Origin of the sequence: Polaribacter reichenbachii (assembly GCF_001975665.1) — a bacterium.
GTDB classification, from domain to species: Bacteria; Bacteroidota; Bacteroidia; order Flavobacteriales; family Flavobacteriaceae; genus Polaribacter; species Polaribacter reichenbachii.
Window position 1 is genome coordinate 3,971,201 of record NZ_CP019419.1, and the last position, 14,314, is coordinate 3,985,514.

14 protein-coding genes are annotated in these 14,314 nt (G+C 29.4%); 7 read left to right on the top strand and 7 right to left on the bottom strand.

Annotated features, from left to right (window positions below; genetic code table 11):
- The first annotated feature begins 62 nt into the window (after positions 1–62).
- Positions 63–857 (top strand): TerC family protein, encoded by a 795-nt coding sequence (locus tag BW723_RS16955; RefSeq protein ID WP_068357458.1) that lies wholly within the window; start codon positions 63–65, stop codon positions 855–857.
- 47 nt (positions 858–904) lie between these two features.
- Here BW723_RS16955 and BW723_RS16960 read toward each other — a convergent pair whose 3' ends face one another.
- The 4 genes from BW723_RS16960 to BW723_RS16975 form a co-directional block, all read right to left on the bottom strand.
- On the bottom strand, positions 905–1,273 hold the full coding sequence (locus tag BW723_RS16960; protein WP_068357452.1) for a glyoxalase: 369 nt from the start codon (positions 1,271–1,273) through the stop codon (positions 905–907).
- On the bottom strand, positions 1,270–1,749 hold the full coding sequence (locus BW723_RS16965) for a hypothetical protein (protein WP_068357448.1): 480 nt from the start codon (positions 1,747–1,749) through the stop codon (positions 1,270–1,272). Before BW723_RS16965 ends, BW723_RS16960 begins: the two co-directional genes overlap by 4 nt.
- A gap of 86 nt (positions 1,750–1,835) precedes the next feature.
- On the bottom strand, positions 1,836–3,023 hold the full coding sequence (fabV, locus tag BW723_RS16970; protein WP_068357445.1) for an enoyl-ACP reductase FabV: 1,188 nt from the start codon (positions 3,021–3,023) through the stop codon (positions 1,836–1,838).
- 76 nt (positions 3,024–3,099) lie between these two features.
- Positions 3,100–4,047, bottom strand: a complete 948-nt coding sequence (locus BW723_RS16975; protein WP_068357443.1) for a phosphoribosylaminoimidazolesuccinocarboxamide synthase — start codon at positions 4,045–4,047, stop codon at positions 3,100–3,102.
- Between the two features lie 231 nt (positions 4,048–4,278).
- On the opposite strand from BW723_RS16975, the gene BW723_RS16980 reads away from it, so the two are divergent.
- On the top strand, positions 4,279–7,326 hold the full coding sequence (locus BW723_RS16980; RefSeq protein ID WP_083139589.1) for a choice-of-anchor I domain-containing protein: 3,048 nt from the start codon (positions 4,279–4,281) through the stop codon (positions 7,324–7,326).
- A gap of 83 nt (positions 7,327–7,409) precedes the next feature.
- Here the strand turns inward: BW723_RS16980 and BW723_RS16985 are convergent, their stop codons facing one another.
- Together BW723_RS16985 and BW723_RS16990 are read right to left on the bottom strand one after the other, a co-directional pair.
- Positions 7,410–8,030, bottom strand: a complete 621-nt coding sequence (locus tag BW723_RS16985) for a hypothetical protein (RefSeq protein WP_068357436.1) — start codon at positions 8,028–8,030, stop codon at positions 7,410–7,412.
- Positions 8,027–8,980, bottom strand: coding sequence for a PhoH family protein (locus BW723_RS16990; RefSeq protein ID WP_068357434.1), 954 nt, complete (start codon positions 8,978–8,980; stop codon positions 8,027–8,029). Before BW723_RS16990 ends, BW723_RS16985 begins: the two co-directional genes overlap by 4 nt.
- A 126-nt stretch (positions 8,981–9,106) precedes the next feature.
- On the opposite strand from BW723_RS16990, the gene BW723_RS16995 reads away from it, so the two are divergent.
- From BW723_RS16995 to gldG, 5 genes are all read left to right on the top strand, one after another.
- Entirely contained in the window at positions 9,107–9,967 is an 861-nt protein-coding gene (locus tag BW723_RS16995; RefSeq protein ID WP_068357429.1) for an SAM hydrolase/SAM-dependent halogenase family protein, read from the top strand.
- Positions 9,968–9,973: 6 nt separating this feature from the next.
- Positions 9,974–10,270: a putative quinol monooxygenase gene (locus BW723_RS17000; protein WP_076686440.1), complete on the top strand. Its 297-nt coding sequence runs from the start codon at positions 9,974–9,976 to the stop codon at positions 10,268–10,270.
- Positions 10,271–10,394: 124 nt separating this feature from the next.
- The gene (locus BW723_RS17010) at positions 10,395–10,919 is read left to right on the top strand and encodes a GNAT family N-acetyltransferase (RefSeq protein WP_068359230.1); all 525 of its coding nucleotides are present in this window, start codon (positions 10,395–10,397) and stop codon (positions 10,917–10,919) included.
- Positions 10,920–11,639, top strand: coding sequence for a gliding motility-associated ABC transporter permease subunit GldF (gldF, locus tag BW723_RS17015; RefSeq protein ID WP_068359233.1), 720 nt, complete (start codon positions 10,920–10,922; stop codon positions 11,637–11,639).
- The gene (gene gldG / locus BW723_RS17020; RefSeq protein WP_068359238.1) at positions 11,632–13,272 is read left to right on the top strand and encodes a gliding motility-associated ABC transporter substrate-binding protein GldG; all 1,641 of its coding nucleotides are present in this window, start codon (positions 11,632–11,634) and stop codon (positions 13,270–13,272) included. The genes gldF and gldG overlap by 8 nt, the downstream gene beginning before the upstream one ends.
- 153 nt (positions 13,273–13,425) lie before the next feature.
- On the opposite strand, the gene BW723_RS17025 is transcribed toward gldG, so the two are convergent.
- Positions 13,426–14,190: an NAD(P)H-binding protein gene (locus BW723_RS17025; RefSeq protein ID WP_068359240.1), complete on the bottom strand. Its 765-nt coding sequence runs from the start codon at positions 14,188–14,190 to the stop codon at positions 13,426–13,428.
- Positions 14,191–14,314 lie beyond the last annotated feature (124 nt).

Consider the following 14,314-nt stretch of genomic DNA (forward strand, 5'->3'; position numbering starts at 1 on the left):
CGTTTCCATTGTATAATTAAATCAATAAAAATATATTTGAACCTCATCAAACAAAATAAAAAATGTTAGGAATTATTTTTACCTTATTAATGTTAGTGCTTTTACAAGCCGTTTTAGGATTCGACAATTTACTTTACATCTCTTTAGAATCTAAAAAAGCACCAGAAGCAGATCAAAAAAAAGTTCGTAAAACAGGAATTTTAATTGCCATTGTTCTTAGAATTGTCTTGTTATTTGTACTAGTTTCCATTATCGACTTTTTTCAAGAACCTTTTTCTTTTTTATCAGGTGGAATTGACGATATTATCCATTTTGCATTTAATGGTCATAGTATTATTGTGCTTTTAGGTGGTGGTTTTATAATCTACACAGCCATTAAAGAAATTTGGCATATGATTTCTACCAAAGGTTTAGACGTTGATGAAATGGCTACAGAAAAGAAATCTAAATCTGCAAATACAGTAGTTACTAGTATTGTAATTATGAACTTGGTTTTTTCTTTCGATTCTATTTTGGCAGCAATTGGTTTAACTAGCGAAATTGAAAACCCTACAACCGCATTTATTGTTATGGCTATTGCAATTGTAATTAGTGGTTTGCTAATGTTAATTATGGCCGATAAAATTTCTACATTTTTATCTAAAAACAGGATGTACGAAGTACTTGGTTTGTTTATTCTATTTATTGTAGGAATAATGTTGGTTACTGAAGGTGGACATTTAGCACATTTAAAACTTTTTGGCAACGAAATTGTACCTATGAGTAAAACAACTTTCTATTTTGTTTTAGCAGTTTTAATAATTGTTGATGTGGTGCAAGGTAGATATCAAAAGAAATTGCTTTCTGAAAAGAAGTAATTTTAAAGAAATATATAGAAAACCGTTACTAAATTGTAGCGGTTTTTTTATTTAATTTCAGCAATAGAATCCTGTAATCTCTTTGTAATAATTTGTTTGATTCTTCTATTAAATTCTGATGAATTGTTTTGATAAACCTCATATTCATCCAAAGAAAAATGACCTAAAATTGCGCCTAAAATTTGATTTTTAAATTGTAAATCCTTTTCTAAAACCGATTTTATTTTTGCTCTTTTCTTTTGTTCTGATAGTACAGAAAAATCAATTTTTCGCTTAATTAAATAACTTTTAAAAAATGCAATTAACAAAGTGTGTTGCATTTTAATAATTGGTCTTAAAACTGAGTTTTGAAAAGCCTCTGTTTCTGTAGTATTTGCATTTACTAAATCCGATAAAATTAGTCTTTCTTTTCTCATCTTTCTAACAATTCATCTAATTCCAATTGATAATCGTATTGTAAATCTTCGTGTAATTTTTCAATTGCTTTGTTTATCATTCTAACCTGAGCATCAAAAACATTTTGTAAACGCTGACTTCTATTTATTGAAGGCTTCATTTCTTTTAATTTCTTGCAGAAATACAAAAGCAATTCAGTTTCTGTTTCTTTCTTTTTAGAATATCTGATAAACTTTTTGGTAAGCGATAAAATTTTACGGACACTTTTTCTGATGTAAAAATAACTCTTGGTATTTATATCAGAAAATTGCTCATCCATTTGATCTTTAATCGATTGAATGTAACCTTCTTCGTTATGAGATTCAAATAACAAATAGGTTAACAACTCCTTATTTTCTTTTTTAAATCTTGATAAATGCAAGCACAACTCTTTTAACTCATCTGCAGATTTATGAGATAATTCGTCTTTAAGTTGTTTAATAGTTACTGCTTTCAATTATCGTTTTTATAACTTATAAAAATAAGTTTATGATAAAAAAATGAATCCCTACAAGGTTTTGAAAACCTTGCAGGATACTGTTTTTATTGCTCACTAGGTATTGAAACCATTTCATTTACATCTGCATCATAATCTACACCAGCTACTTTAAAGCCAAATAGATTAAAAAACTCGTTGCTGTAACCTTCTAAATCTCCTAATTCTGATAAATTTTCGGTAGTTGCTTTTTTCCAAAGTTCAGCAATTTCTGCTTGTACATCTTCGCGCATTTCCCAATCATCAATTCTAATTCTACCTTTATCATCTAAAGCCAAATCACCACCAAATAAACGCTCACTATACAAACGCTCTATTTGCTCAATACAACCCTCGTGAATTCCTTTTTCTTTCATCACTTTAAATAATAATGAAATGTATAAAGGAATTACAGGAATTGCAGAACTAGCTTGAGTTACCAAAGCTTTATTTACAGAAACATAAGCATTACCATTTATTGATTTTAAATCATCAGTAATTTCAAAAGCTGTTTTCTCTAAATCGTCTTTTGCAGCACCAATTGTTCCATTTCTGTACACTGGTTTTGTAACTTCTGGGCCAATATAAGAATAGGCAACAGTTGTGGCACCTTCAGAAAGTAGGTTTTCTGCTTGTAAAGCATCCATCCACATTTTCCAATCTTCACCACCCATTACTGTAACTGTATTTGCAATATCATCGCCTTCAGCAGGATTTATTGATATTTCTGATACATTACCTGTATGAAAATCGACTGTTTTATTCGTAAAAACTTCACCAATAGGTTTTAAAACAGATTTAAATCTTTTTCCTGTATTTGGATGTTTTCTTACGGGTGATGCCAAACTGTAAATTACCAAATCTACCTGACCTAAATCTTCTTTAATTAGGTTTACAACTTGCTCTTTTATCTCATTAGAAAAAGCATCTCCGTTTATACTTTTTGCATACAAACCTGCTTTATGAGCGTGTTTCTCAAACGCTGCAGTGTTGTAATAACCAGGAGAACCTGGTCTACCTTCTGTTGCTGGTTTATCGAAAAAAACACCTATTGTTGCTGCATCTGAACCAAATGCACTTGTAATTCTAGAGGCTAATCCAAAACCTGTTGATGCTCCTAAAACTAAAACTTTTTTTGCTCCTTCTATTTTACCTTTCGATTTAACATATTCTATTTGATTGATCACGTTTTGTTCACAACCTGTTGGATGTGATGTTAAACAGATAAATCCTCTTGTTCTTGGTTCTATAATCATTTGTTGTATATTTTATCGCCTTTGTCTTTCAGACATTTCCCAAAAGAGGAAAAAAGGTATAATTTAATATTTAGTTTTAATTTTCTAGAAAAGCATTGACATTTTGCTCAATTCTATCCAACACATTTTCTGTTGAAGCTTTAACAAAAGTTTCTCCAGTAATTTGTTCGTATAACTCTATATATCTGTTAGAAATTTCGATGATTTTTTCATCAGACATTTCTGGTATTTGCTGATTTTCTTTACCTTGAAAACCATTTTCTATCAACCACTGACGTACAAATTCTTTCGATAATTGTTTTTGAGCTTCGTTGTTATTTTGTCTTTCTTGATAACCGTCAGCATAAAAATAACGAGAAGAATCTGGTGTATGAATTTCATCAATCAAAACAATTTTACCCTCTTTTGTTTTACCAAATTCGTATTTAGTATCTACTAAAATTAAGCCTCTTTTTGCAGCGATTTCTGTACCTCTTTTAAACAAAGCTCTTGTATAATTTTCTAAAATGATGTAATCTTCTTCAGAAACAATACCTTTTGCTAAAATGTCTTCTCTAGAAATGTCTTCATCATGTTCGCCATTATCTGCTTTGGTAGATGGTGTTATAATTGGTTCTGGAAACTTGTCATTTTCTTTTAACCCTTCTGCCATTGCTACACCACACAATTGTCTTTTACCCAATTTATATTCGCGAGCTGCATGGCCAGAAAGATAACCTCTAATTACCATTTCTACTTTAAAAGGTTCGCATAAATGACCAATAGCCACATTTTCATCTGGATTTGCAATTAACCAATTAGGAACAATATCTGCAGTATCATTCATCATTTTGGTTGCAATCTGATTCAAAATTTGTCCTTTAAACGGAATTTGACGTGGTAAAATTACATCGAAAGCAGAAAGCCTATCAGAAGCAATCATAACTAAAAGTTCATCATTTATATTATAAACTTCTCTTACTTTACCTTTGTAAACAGATTTTTGTGTTGGAAACTTAAAATTGGTTTCGTTTATGGTGTTCATTCTATATAAAAATTAAAAACTGCAACAAAAATAAGTGTTTTGTAATATAAAACAGACCCTAATACTTTTTTTTAGAATAATATTATTTAATTATAAATTAACAATACCATAATTTAGAGCGCCTAATTTAAATCAAATTAAAAATATTTTTTACAATGCCATAACTTTTGATTAATGTTATATCTCATTTTAATTAGTTTCTTGGACTCACTAATTTAAACGAATATTAAAATGAAGAAAACTACTTTGTTAACTAGCTTAATGCTAGTCTTTTCTATTACATTACTAACTGCTCAAAATGAGCTAAAACACGTATCTAGTTACCAAACAAATACAGAAGGTGTAGCAGAAACTGTAGCTTATGATGTTACCAACAAACGTGCTGTGTTTACAAGTTCAGAAAACAATAATTTAACCTTTGTAGATATTAGCACACCAGCAACACCAACCTTATTTACAACTGTAGATTTATCTGCTTATGGTGGTGGACCAAATTCAATTGCAATTCATAGTAATATTATTGCTGTAGCTGTTGAAGCAAACACTAAACAAAATCCTGGTAAAGTTGTATTTTTTGATTTATCAGGTACTTATATTAACGAAGTTACTGTAGGTTCTTTACCAGACATGTTAACTTTTACACCTGATGGCTCTAAAATTTTAGTTGCAAACGAAGGTGAACCAAATGACGATTACACAGTAGATCCTGAAGGTTCTATTTCTGTAATTGATGTAAGTAGTGGTGCTGCAAATGCTACTGTAACTTCCATCAACTTTAATAGTTATGATGATAAAAAAGAATCTTTAAAAAATAAAGGGATTCGAATTTTTGGAAATAACGGATCTGCCACTGTTTCTCAAGATTTAGAACCAGAATTTATTACTGTTATAGAAGATGGTACAAAGGCTTATGTAAACTGCCAAGAAGCAAATGCTTTAGTCGTTTTAGATTTAACAAATAATACGATTCTAGATATTTTACCTTTAGGTTACAAAAACCATATGTTAGGTACACCATCTGTAACTAGTTATACATTAAACGAATTAGTAGCAAATTGGCCAGCATTAGGAGCTCCTGCTTACGATGGTGGACAACCAGTTGTTAATTTAGGTGGTTTTTCTGGTTTGTATTTCGATGATGTGAATTCTACAGACACAGATTACGTTTTTTATGCAATTCCAGATAGAGGGCCAAATGATAGTCCTGTAAGTATTGCAGATGTTAGTCCTGCTCCAACAAAAAACTTAAGACCTTTTAAATTGCCTAATTATCAAGGTAGAATTGCAAAATTCACTTTAAACAAAACAAACGGAACTGTTACTTTAGATGATCAAATAATGTTAACCAGAAAAGATGGTACAACTCCAATTACTGGTAAAGGTAACATACCTGGTTATGACGAAGTTCCTGTAACGTATACTGATGTAAATACAGCTTACACAAATGTAGACTACACAAAAGGAACAGAAGAATATCACGCTTTACCTTTTGATGAATATGGAGGTGATTTTGAAGGTATTTTAATTGATAAAGATGGTAACTTTTGGATGTGTGATGAATACAGACCAGCCATTTATAAATTTGATAATACAGGTAAATTAATAGAACGTTTTGTATCTGAAGGTGCTTCTTTATTAGGCACAACAAATATGCCTGCAGGTACTTATGGTGCTGAAACTTTACCAGAGGTTTATAATAAAAGAAGAGCAAATAGAGGTTTTGAAGCAATTGCTTATGATAAAGACAACCATATTATTTATGCTTTTATTCAATCTCCTCTATACAATCCATCAAGTGGAACAAAAGACAATTCTGATGTGATTAGAATTTTAGGTGTTGATGCAAATAACGGAAATCCTGTAAGCGAATATGTATATTTATTAGAAAGAAATAAAGATGCAGGTTATTCTTCTTCTAGAGTAGATAAAATCGGAGATGCTGTGTTTACAGAAAATGGTAAATTTTTAGTTATAGAAAGAGATTCTGAAGGACCAACGATAGCACATGGAAAAAAATATGTTTTTGAAATCGATATTAATTATGCTACCAATATTCTAAATACAACGTTTACAGGTAAAGAATTAGAAGAATTAACTGCGGATGAAATTGCAGCTCAATCCATAATTCCTGTTCACAAAAACAAAGTAGTTAATTTACCAACAGTTGGCTACCAAGGTTCTGACAAAGCAGAAGGAATTGCTTTATTACCAAATAACGAAATTGCTGTTTTAAATGACAACGACTTTGGTTTAGCTGGTGCAGGTGTTACTGATAATAGTGTGTTAGGAATTATTTCTTTTGCAAATGATTATGGTTTTGACGCCTCTAATAAAGATGATAAAATAAACATTACACAACACCCAACATTAGGGATGTTTATGCCAGACGCAATTAGCTCATACAACGTAAATGGTTTAAACTACATAGTTACTGCAAACGAAGGCGACTCTAGAGATTATGATGGATATTCAGAAGAAGAAAGAGTAAAAGATTTAACTTTAAATACAACTTATTATCCAGATGCAGCAACTTTACAAGAAGATGAAAATCTTGGTCGATTAAAAACTACCACTGCAAATGGCGATTATAATAATGATGGTGAATACGAACAAATTTATTCTTATGGAGCAAGATCTTTTTCAATTTTTGATGAATATGGAAATTTAGTTTTCGATAGCGCTAATGAATTTGGACTAAAAATTGCTGAAGAAGAAGCATCATTATTCAATCAAGATGAAGAAGAACTTGATGGTAGATCTGATGATAAAGGTAGTGAGCCAGAAGCTATAGCAATTGGAACTATTGAAGGGAGAACTTTTGCTTTTATTGGTTTAGAAAGACAAAGCTCAATTTTAATGTACGACATTACAGATCCTAAAGATGTAGAATTTATTACTTATTATAAAGGAAATGTTACTTCTAACGATGTTGCTCCAGAAATCATTAAATTTATTGCTGCTTCAGAGAGCCCAAATGGTAAAAACTTATTATTAGTTGGTTATGAAGTTAGTGGTTCTATGGGTATTTTAGAAATTGATGACGATGCTTTAAGTATTAGTGAAGAAGTTGCTGATAATAATTTTAAAATTTATCCAAATCCTGTTTTAAACAAAGATTTAAAGTTTAATAAAACAATATCTGGAGTTATTTACAATACAAACGGACAAGAAATAAAAAGATTCGAAAATAAAGAAGCTCTAAATGTTTCTGAATTCAATGCTGGTATTTATATTATTAAAACAATTAACAACGGAGTTAAGCGTTTCATTAAATTATAAAAACTTAAGGTCCTTAAAAGTAAAAATCCCGATTAATAATCGGGATTTTTTTTGCTTTATGATGTATCTGATTTTTCTTTTTTCTATTCTTTTTTCTTTTTTAAAACTTTAATTTGTTTTAAATTATCGGTAATAGGTGTTGCTGTAATTACCTTTTCACCTGGAATAAAATAGAAGAAATAAGCAGAGTTTTGCCCAACTTTACGCACATCTAATCTCGAATTGTCTTTAAAAATTAGGGTGTAATTAGGTATAATTTCTTTATTATTATATTTATGTTTCATTCCTATTCCCATTCCTGTTCGCATAGAAATAAATAGTAAAAAGAAAATAATCATCATACCAGGAATTATATTTTTCTTCTCTTTTAGTAACTCGTACTTTTTATCCCATTTTTCTATATCATATAGTTTTCTGTACCATTTTTTCTTTCTTAAAAAAGCGTAAAAACTAAACATCCATTTGGTAAAATACAAATACATCAACCAAAACATAAAACCTAAAAAGAGTGATATTTTCCAGTTATTGGTTAATAAACTTATAGGTGATATTAGCGCATCTAAAATAGTAGTATAGTTTAAATAAGAAACTCCAAAAATTCCATAAAAAATAGCATCGCTTACAATACCTAAAATTATGAGGTATAAATAACCAATATAAAAATAATCTTGGAGTCCTAATTTTTCTTTTTCTATCTTAATCATTCAGTTTCAATACTTTTATACGCTGTAATAATTTTCTTAACCAATCTGTGTCTAACCACATCTTTATCATCAAGAAAAACTTGTCCTATACCTTCAATATTTTTTAAGGCTAAAAGAGATTCTTTTAAACCAGAAACTTGTTTTCTTGGTAAATCTATTTGTCCTGGATCTCCTGTAATAATAAACTTAGCACTTTTACCCATTCTTGTTAAAAACATTTTCATTTGATTATGAGTAGTATTCTGTGCTTCATCTAAAATAACAAATGCGCTATCTAAAGTTCTACCTCTCATAAATGCCAAAGGTGCAATTTGAATAACTCCCTTTTCTAAATGCGATTCTAATTTTTCATGCGGAATCATATCTCGCAAAGCATCATATAAAGGTTGCATATAAGGGTCTAATTTGTCTTTTAAGTCTCCAGGTAAAAAACCTAAATTCTCACCAGATTCTACAGCAGGTCTTGTTAAAATTATTCGTCTAACATCTTTTTCTTTTAACGCTTTAACAGCCAATGCAACAGCTGTATAAGTTTTACCTGTACCTGCAGGACCAACAGCAAAAAGCATATCATTTTTTTCCATTAACGATACCATTTTACGCTGATTTTCGGTTTGCGGTTTTATCAATTTACCACTAACACCATGCACCAAAATATCTTTTGCATTTCTTGCTGCAGTAGTTTTTTCTTCATTTCCATTAGATGTTAAAATACGTTCAATACTATTTTCGTCTAACTTGTTGTAGCGATTAAAATATTTAATTAAACGTTCTAATCGTATTTCAAATTCATCTAAAATATCTGCTTCTCCATAAATTTTAAGTTTTGATCCGCGAGCAACAATTTTAATTTTCGGGAAGTATCTTTTTAATTGCTCTATTGTACTATTCTGTGTACCAAAGAAATCTTTTGGGTTAATTTCCGTTAACTCTATAATGCGTTCGTTCAAATGATTATATTTTATATTTTGTTACAATTTTATTTCAACTAAAAGTAGTAATTAAAACTACTAAAATGATTAGATTTGCTTAAAATAGTTAACAACTTTTACACAATTAATTAACAGTAAATATTAATGTCTTTAATTACTTTAACAACCGATTTTGGAACTAAAGATCACTTTGTAGGTGCTGTAAAAGGGGCTATTTACACAGAATTGGCAGATGCTAGAATTGTAGATATTACACACGAAATATCTCCATTTAACATTACAGAAACTGCGTATATTTTAAAAAATTCTTACAAAAGTTTTCCTAAAGGCACTATACATATTATTGGTGTAGATTCTGAGCTGAGTAAAGATAACAAGCATATTGCGATGTCTTTAGACGATCATTTTTTTGTATGTCCAGATAATGGATTAATCTCAATGATTGCATCAGAAATTAACCCTACAAAAATTGTAGAAATTAATATTCATGATAGAATTGAAAGTAGTTTTCCTGTTTTAGATGTGTTTGTAAAAGTTGCTTGTTTTATTGCCAGAGGTGGAAATTTAACGGTTATTGGTAGAGAAATTTACGATTTTAAAAAGTTAGTAGAAATTCAGCCAAAAGTAAATCAAGCACAAAATCAAATTATTGGTGGTGTTTTATATATTGATAATTATGGAAATTTAATAACCAACATCAGCAAAAAAATGTTTAATGATATTGGTAAAGGAAGAGGTTTTAAAATTAATGCTTCTCGTTATTCTTTTACTAAAATTTTTACCAAATACAATGAAATTACTGGTGATAGTGCCCATGACAGCTATCAATACGATGGTAGTAAATTGGCCATTTTTAATTCTGCTGGTTTTTTAGAAATTGCCATATATAGAAGCAATTTAAAAACAGTTGGTGGTGCTTCTACGTTGTTAGGTTTAGAATATAGAGATCCTATTATTATTGATTTTTTTACAGAAACTAAACCAGAATACTCGTCTTTATCTTAATTATTTATGTTTGTTAGAATTGTAAAAATGAGTTTACACTCTAAATATATTGCTGATTTTCAAGAAATGTTTGATGAAAAAAAAGCAGTAATCAGAAATTCTGAAGGATGTAAATTGTTAGAATTATATCAAGATAAAAATAATCCTGAACTATTTTTCACATACTCTTATTGGGAAAATGAAAGTGATTTAGAAAATTATAGAAATTCTGAGTTTTTTAAACAAACTTGGCAACAAACCAAAGGCTATTTTAACGATAAACCTGAAGCTTGGAGTGTAGATAAAAGAGTTAGTATTCAGTAAGCAGTAAGCAGTAAGCAGTAAGCAGTAAGCAGTAAGCAGTAAGCAGTAAGCAGTAAGCAGTAAGCAGTAAGCAGTAAGCAGTAAGCAGTAAGCAGTAAGCAGTAAGCAGTAAGCAAATTTAAAAATGAATTTTGATTTTAAAAATTTTCCTGAAATTAAAACTGAAAGATTACTTTTAAGAGAAGCTACTTTTAAGGATATAAATTCAGTTTATGAATTACGTTCTTCTAAAGAAATAAATAAATTTGTTGGCACAAAAAGAGTCAAAAATTTAGAGGAAGCTAAAGATTTTATTGAAGTTTGTAACAATTTATATCAAAAAGAAAAAAGGATATTTTGGTTGATAGCATATCAAACTCAAGTAATTGGCAGCATTGTTTTACATCAAATTGATATTCCTAAAAATTATGCTGAAATTGGTTATAAATTAAAACCAGAATTTCAACAAAAGGGATTAATGACAGAAGCAATGCAATCAGTTTTAGGATTTGGAAAATCAAAAATGAAATTGAAAACCATAGAAGCTTTTACACATAAAAATAATTTAGCTTCAATTGCGTTGTTAGAGAAACTTGATTTTGTTTTTCAGCCCAATAGAAAATGTAAAACTTTTGATTTTAATCGAATTTATAAATTAGAAATAAACTAAATGTATCCTATTCTAAAAAAAGAATTCAACTCATTTTTCGCAAGCCCAATTGCCTATTTGGTTATTGGTGTTTTCTTGCTCATAAATGGTTTGTTTCTATTTATATTTAACGACGATTTTAACATTTTAAATGCTGGTTTTGCAGATGTAACTCCGTTTTTTTATTTAGCACCTTGGGTGTTTTTATTTTTGATTCCTGCATTAACAATGAAAAGTTTTGCTGATGAATTTAACACAGGTACAATTGAGCTTTTGAAAACAAAACCCATTTCTGATTGGCAAATAATTCTGGGCAAATTTTGGGCTTCTCTCCTATTGGTTTGCATTGCTATTATTCCCACTTTTATTTATGTTTATACCGTTTTTCAATTAGGAAATCCTACAGGAAATATCGATTTTGGTAGCACCATTGGTTCTTATATTGGTTTGTTATTTTTAGCTGCAACTTACACATCAGTAGGTTTATTTACATCAACTTTATCTAAAAATCAGATTGTTGCATTTATTTTAGGTGTTTTTATAACGTTTTTTTTGTTCTACGGATTTGATGCTATTGCAACTTCTTTTGGTAACAGTAGTTTAACCATTCAACAATTAGGTATCAACGAACATTTTAAAAGTATTTCTAGGGGAGTTATAGACACAAGAGATCTTATTTACTTTTTAAGTGTTACATTTTTCTTTTTATTCATCACTAAAACACGTTTAGACAATGAATAAAAAAATCAAAAATATAAGTTTCATCATCATTGGTTTAATTGTTTTAAACATTGCAAATCAATCTTTTTACCAACGTTTCGATTTAACTTCAGATAAACGCTATACGTTATCAGAAACTACAAATTTAATTTTATCAAAAGTTAAAAAACCACTTTTTATAACGGTTTATTTAGAAGGGGATTTTCCATCAGAATTTAAAAGATTACAAGTTGAAACGCGTCAATATTTAGAAGAGTTATCAGCAAAAAACAGTCAAATAAAAATCCATTTTGAAAATCCTGATGATCAAAGAGAAGAATTGATTAAAAGAGGAATGATGCCAAGCCAATTAACGGTAGAAGAAGATGGTAAATTATCTGAAGCCATTATTTTTCCTTGGGCAGAAATTGTTTTTGGTGAAAAATCAGAAATCGTTTCTTTATTACCAACAGGAATTGTGGCTAGCCAAGAAGAACAATTGCAAAAAGCGATAGAAAATTTAGAATACAGTTTTTCTGAAGCTATAAATTCCATCCATCAGAAAAAACAAAAAAGCGTTGCTGTACTTACAGGAAATGGCGAATTGCAAGACATTTATCAATATAGTTTTTTAAGCGAAGTTGCTAAGAAATACAAATTGGCAAAATTCACTTTAGATTCTGTTGCTACAAATCCGCAGCAAACTTTACAAGATTTAAGCTCTTTAGATTTGGCAATAATTGCAAAACCAACTCAAAAATTTACAGAGAAAGAAAAGCTAGTTTTAGATCAATACATTACAAATGGAGGTAAAACTTTGTGGATGTTAGACAATGTGCAAGCAAATCAAGACAGTTTATTTAATGGAGGTAGGATGTTGGCTTATCCAAGAGATTTAAACTTAACAGATTTATTATTTTCTTACGGAATTCGAATAAACACTACAATAATTAAAGATTTGTATGCAGCTCAAATTCCGCTAGCGACTGGTAATGTTGGCAATCAACCACAATTTCAAAATTTCGATTGGTTTTACCATCCTTTGGTTAGTGCAAATCCGAATCATTCTATTACAAAAAATGTAGCTCCTGTTCGTTTGCAGTTTGCAAATCAGATAGATACTTTAAAAAATAATATTAAAAAAATTCCTTTGTTGATGAGTTCTCCTTTAACTCAAAAAGTAGGAACACCAACAATAATCGAGTTACAATCTATTGCTGATGAACCTCAGGAAAAAGATTACATTTCTGGAAATCAATTATTTGGTGTTTTATTAGAAGGTGATTTTAAATCGGCTTATAAAAACAGAGTTAAACCTTTTGAAACCAAACTTTTTAAAGCAAATGCAATCAATAATAAAATGATTGTTATTGCTGATGGTGATGTTGGAAAAAACCAACTTTTAAAAGGACAACCCACTGATTTATCTACAGACAAATGGACAAACCAACAATTTGGAAACAAAGATTTCTTAATAAATGCTGTAGATTATTTATTGGATGATTCTGGGTTAATCAACCTAAGAAATAAAACTTTACAAATTAGAATGTTAGATAAGCAAAAGGCATTTAAAGAACGTACTTTTTGGCAGTTTTTAAATGTTGTTTTACCTTTAATTTTATTGGTTTTATTCGGTTTTGTTTTTAATTATTTACGTAAGAAGAAATATAGTTAGATGTTAGATGTTAGATGTTAGATGTTAGATGTTAGATGTTAGCAAAAATGAAAAATTAGTCAAACTTATTAAACTTTAAATTTTATCCAAACTTTGAACTTTAAACTCAGAACTTTGAAACTTTGAAACTTTGAAACTTTGAAACTTTGAAACTTAAAATGAAAGTAAATCATCGTGAATAAACTCATACTTTAAAACTTTCTGAATTTTATCCGAAGAAATTATTTTCCATTCATAAACAGCATTAAATTCAAATTCTGGGATTTCAAAACCAGCACTCAACTTGGCTAACGTGTAAAATTCTCTTCTTGTTGGGTGATGATTAGAACAAGCATTAAACGTTTCGTTCCAGGAATTTTGATTAATGATTTCGTGAATGATTTCTATACAATCTTCTCTATGAATCATATTTACAAAACCTTTGGGTTGTGGAATTTTTCTACCATTTTTAAACCAATTATAAGGCTGTCTATTACCACCAAACAAACCTGCAAAACGAATAATTGTAGTTTCAAAAAAGGTGTTTTCTCTAAATAAATTTTCAATTTCTACTAAAGGATGATTTTTTAAAACCTCATCTTCTTCTGTCATCACTTTATTAATTCGCCCATACACAGAAGTAGAACTTATAAAAATTACTTTTTGAATAGATGATTCTTGTATTTGAGCTATTAAATTTTCAAAACCATCAATATCTTTAGAAGTTATAGCAATAATTAAAATATCTGAATCTAAAAAAGCATCAAATTCTTCATTTTCAGAAATATCAACCAAATACGTTTCAATACCCAAATCTTCTAAAACATCTATTTTTTCTTCGGATGTTGTAGAACCTTTTACAGAAAAACCATCCTCTAAAAAAGAGACAGCCAAAGGTTTACCTAACCAACCACAACCTAAAATGCTAATATTTTTCATCTATTACTGCCTTTAATGATACAAAGATACAATCCCTTTTTAAGGTTTTGTTAACATTAGTCACTTTTTGAAATTGTAATTTTGAAGTTGTACTTTTGAAAGTAATTAAAAACTAAAATCAACT

What these genes read in the sequence shown, in the direction of transcription:
- BW723_RS16975 (WP_068357443.1), bottom strand. Translation starts at nt 4,047, where the DNA reads ATGAACACCATAAACGAAACCAATTTTAAGTTTCCAACACAAAAATCT.
- fabV (WP_068357445.1), bottom strand. Translation starts at nt 3,023, where the DNA reads ATGATTATAGAACCAAGAACAAGAGGATTTATCTGTTTAACATCACAT.
- BW723_RS16955 (WP_068357458.1), top strand. Translation starts at nt 63, where the DNA reads ATGTTAGGAATTATTTTTACCTTATTAATGTTAGTGCTTTTACAAGCC.
- BW723_RS16995 (WP_068357429.1), top strand. Translation starts at nt 9,107, where the DNA reads ATGTCTTTAATTACTTTAACAACCGATTTTGGAACTAAAGATCACTTT.
- gldG (WP_068359238.1), top strand. Translation starts at nt 11,632, where the DNA reads ATGAATAAAAAAATCAAAAATATAAGTTTCATCATCATTGGTTTAATT.
- BW723_RS16985 (WP_068357436.1), bottom strand. Translation starts at nt 8,030, where the DNA reads ATGATTAAGATAGAAAAAGAAAAATTAGGACTCCAAGATTATTTTTAT.
- BW723_RS17025 (WP_068359240.1), bottom strand. Translation starts at nt 14,190, where the DNA reads ATGAAAAATATTAGCATTTTAGGTTGTGGTTGGTTAGGTAAACCTTTG.
- gldF (WP_068359233.1), top strand. Translation starts at nt 10,920, where the DNA reads ATGTATCCTATTCTAAAAAAAGAATTCAACTCATTTTTCGCAAGCCCA.
- BW723_RS16980 (WP_083139589.1), top strand. Translation starts at nt 4,279, where the DNA reads ATGAAGAAAACTACTTTGTTAACTAGCTTAATGCTAGTCTTTTCTATT.
- BW723_RS17000 (WP_076686440.1), top strand. Translation starts at nt 9,974, where the DNA reads ATGTTTGTTAGAATTGTAAAAATGAGTTTACACTCTAAATATATTGCT.
- BW723_RS17010 (WP_068359230.1), top strand. Translation starts at nt 10,395, where the DNA reads ATGAATTTTGATTTTAAAAATTTTCCTGAAATTAAAACTGAAAGATTA.
- BW723_RS16960 (WP_068357452.1), bottom strand. Translation starts at nt 1,273, where the DNA reads ATGAGAAAAGAAAGACTAATTTTATCGGATTTAGTAAATGCAAATACT.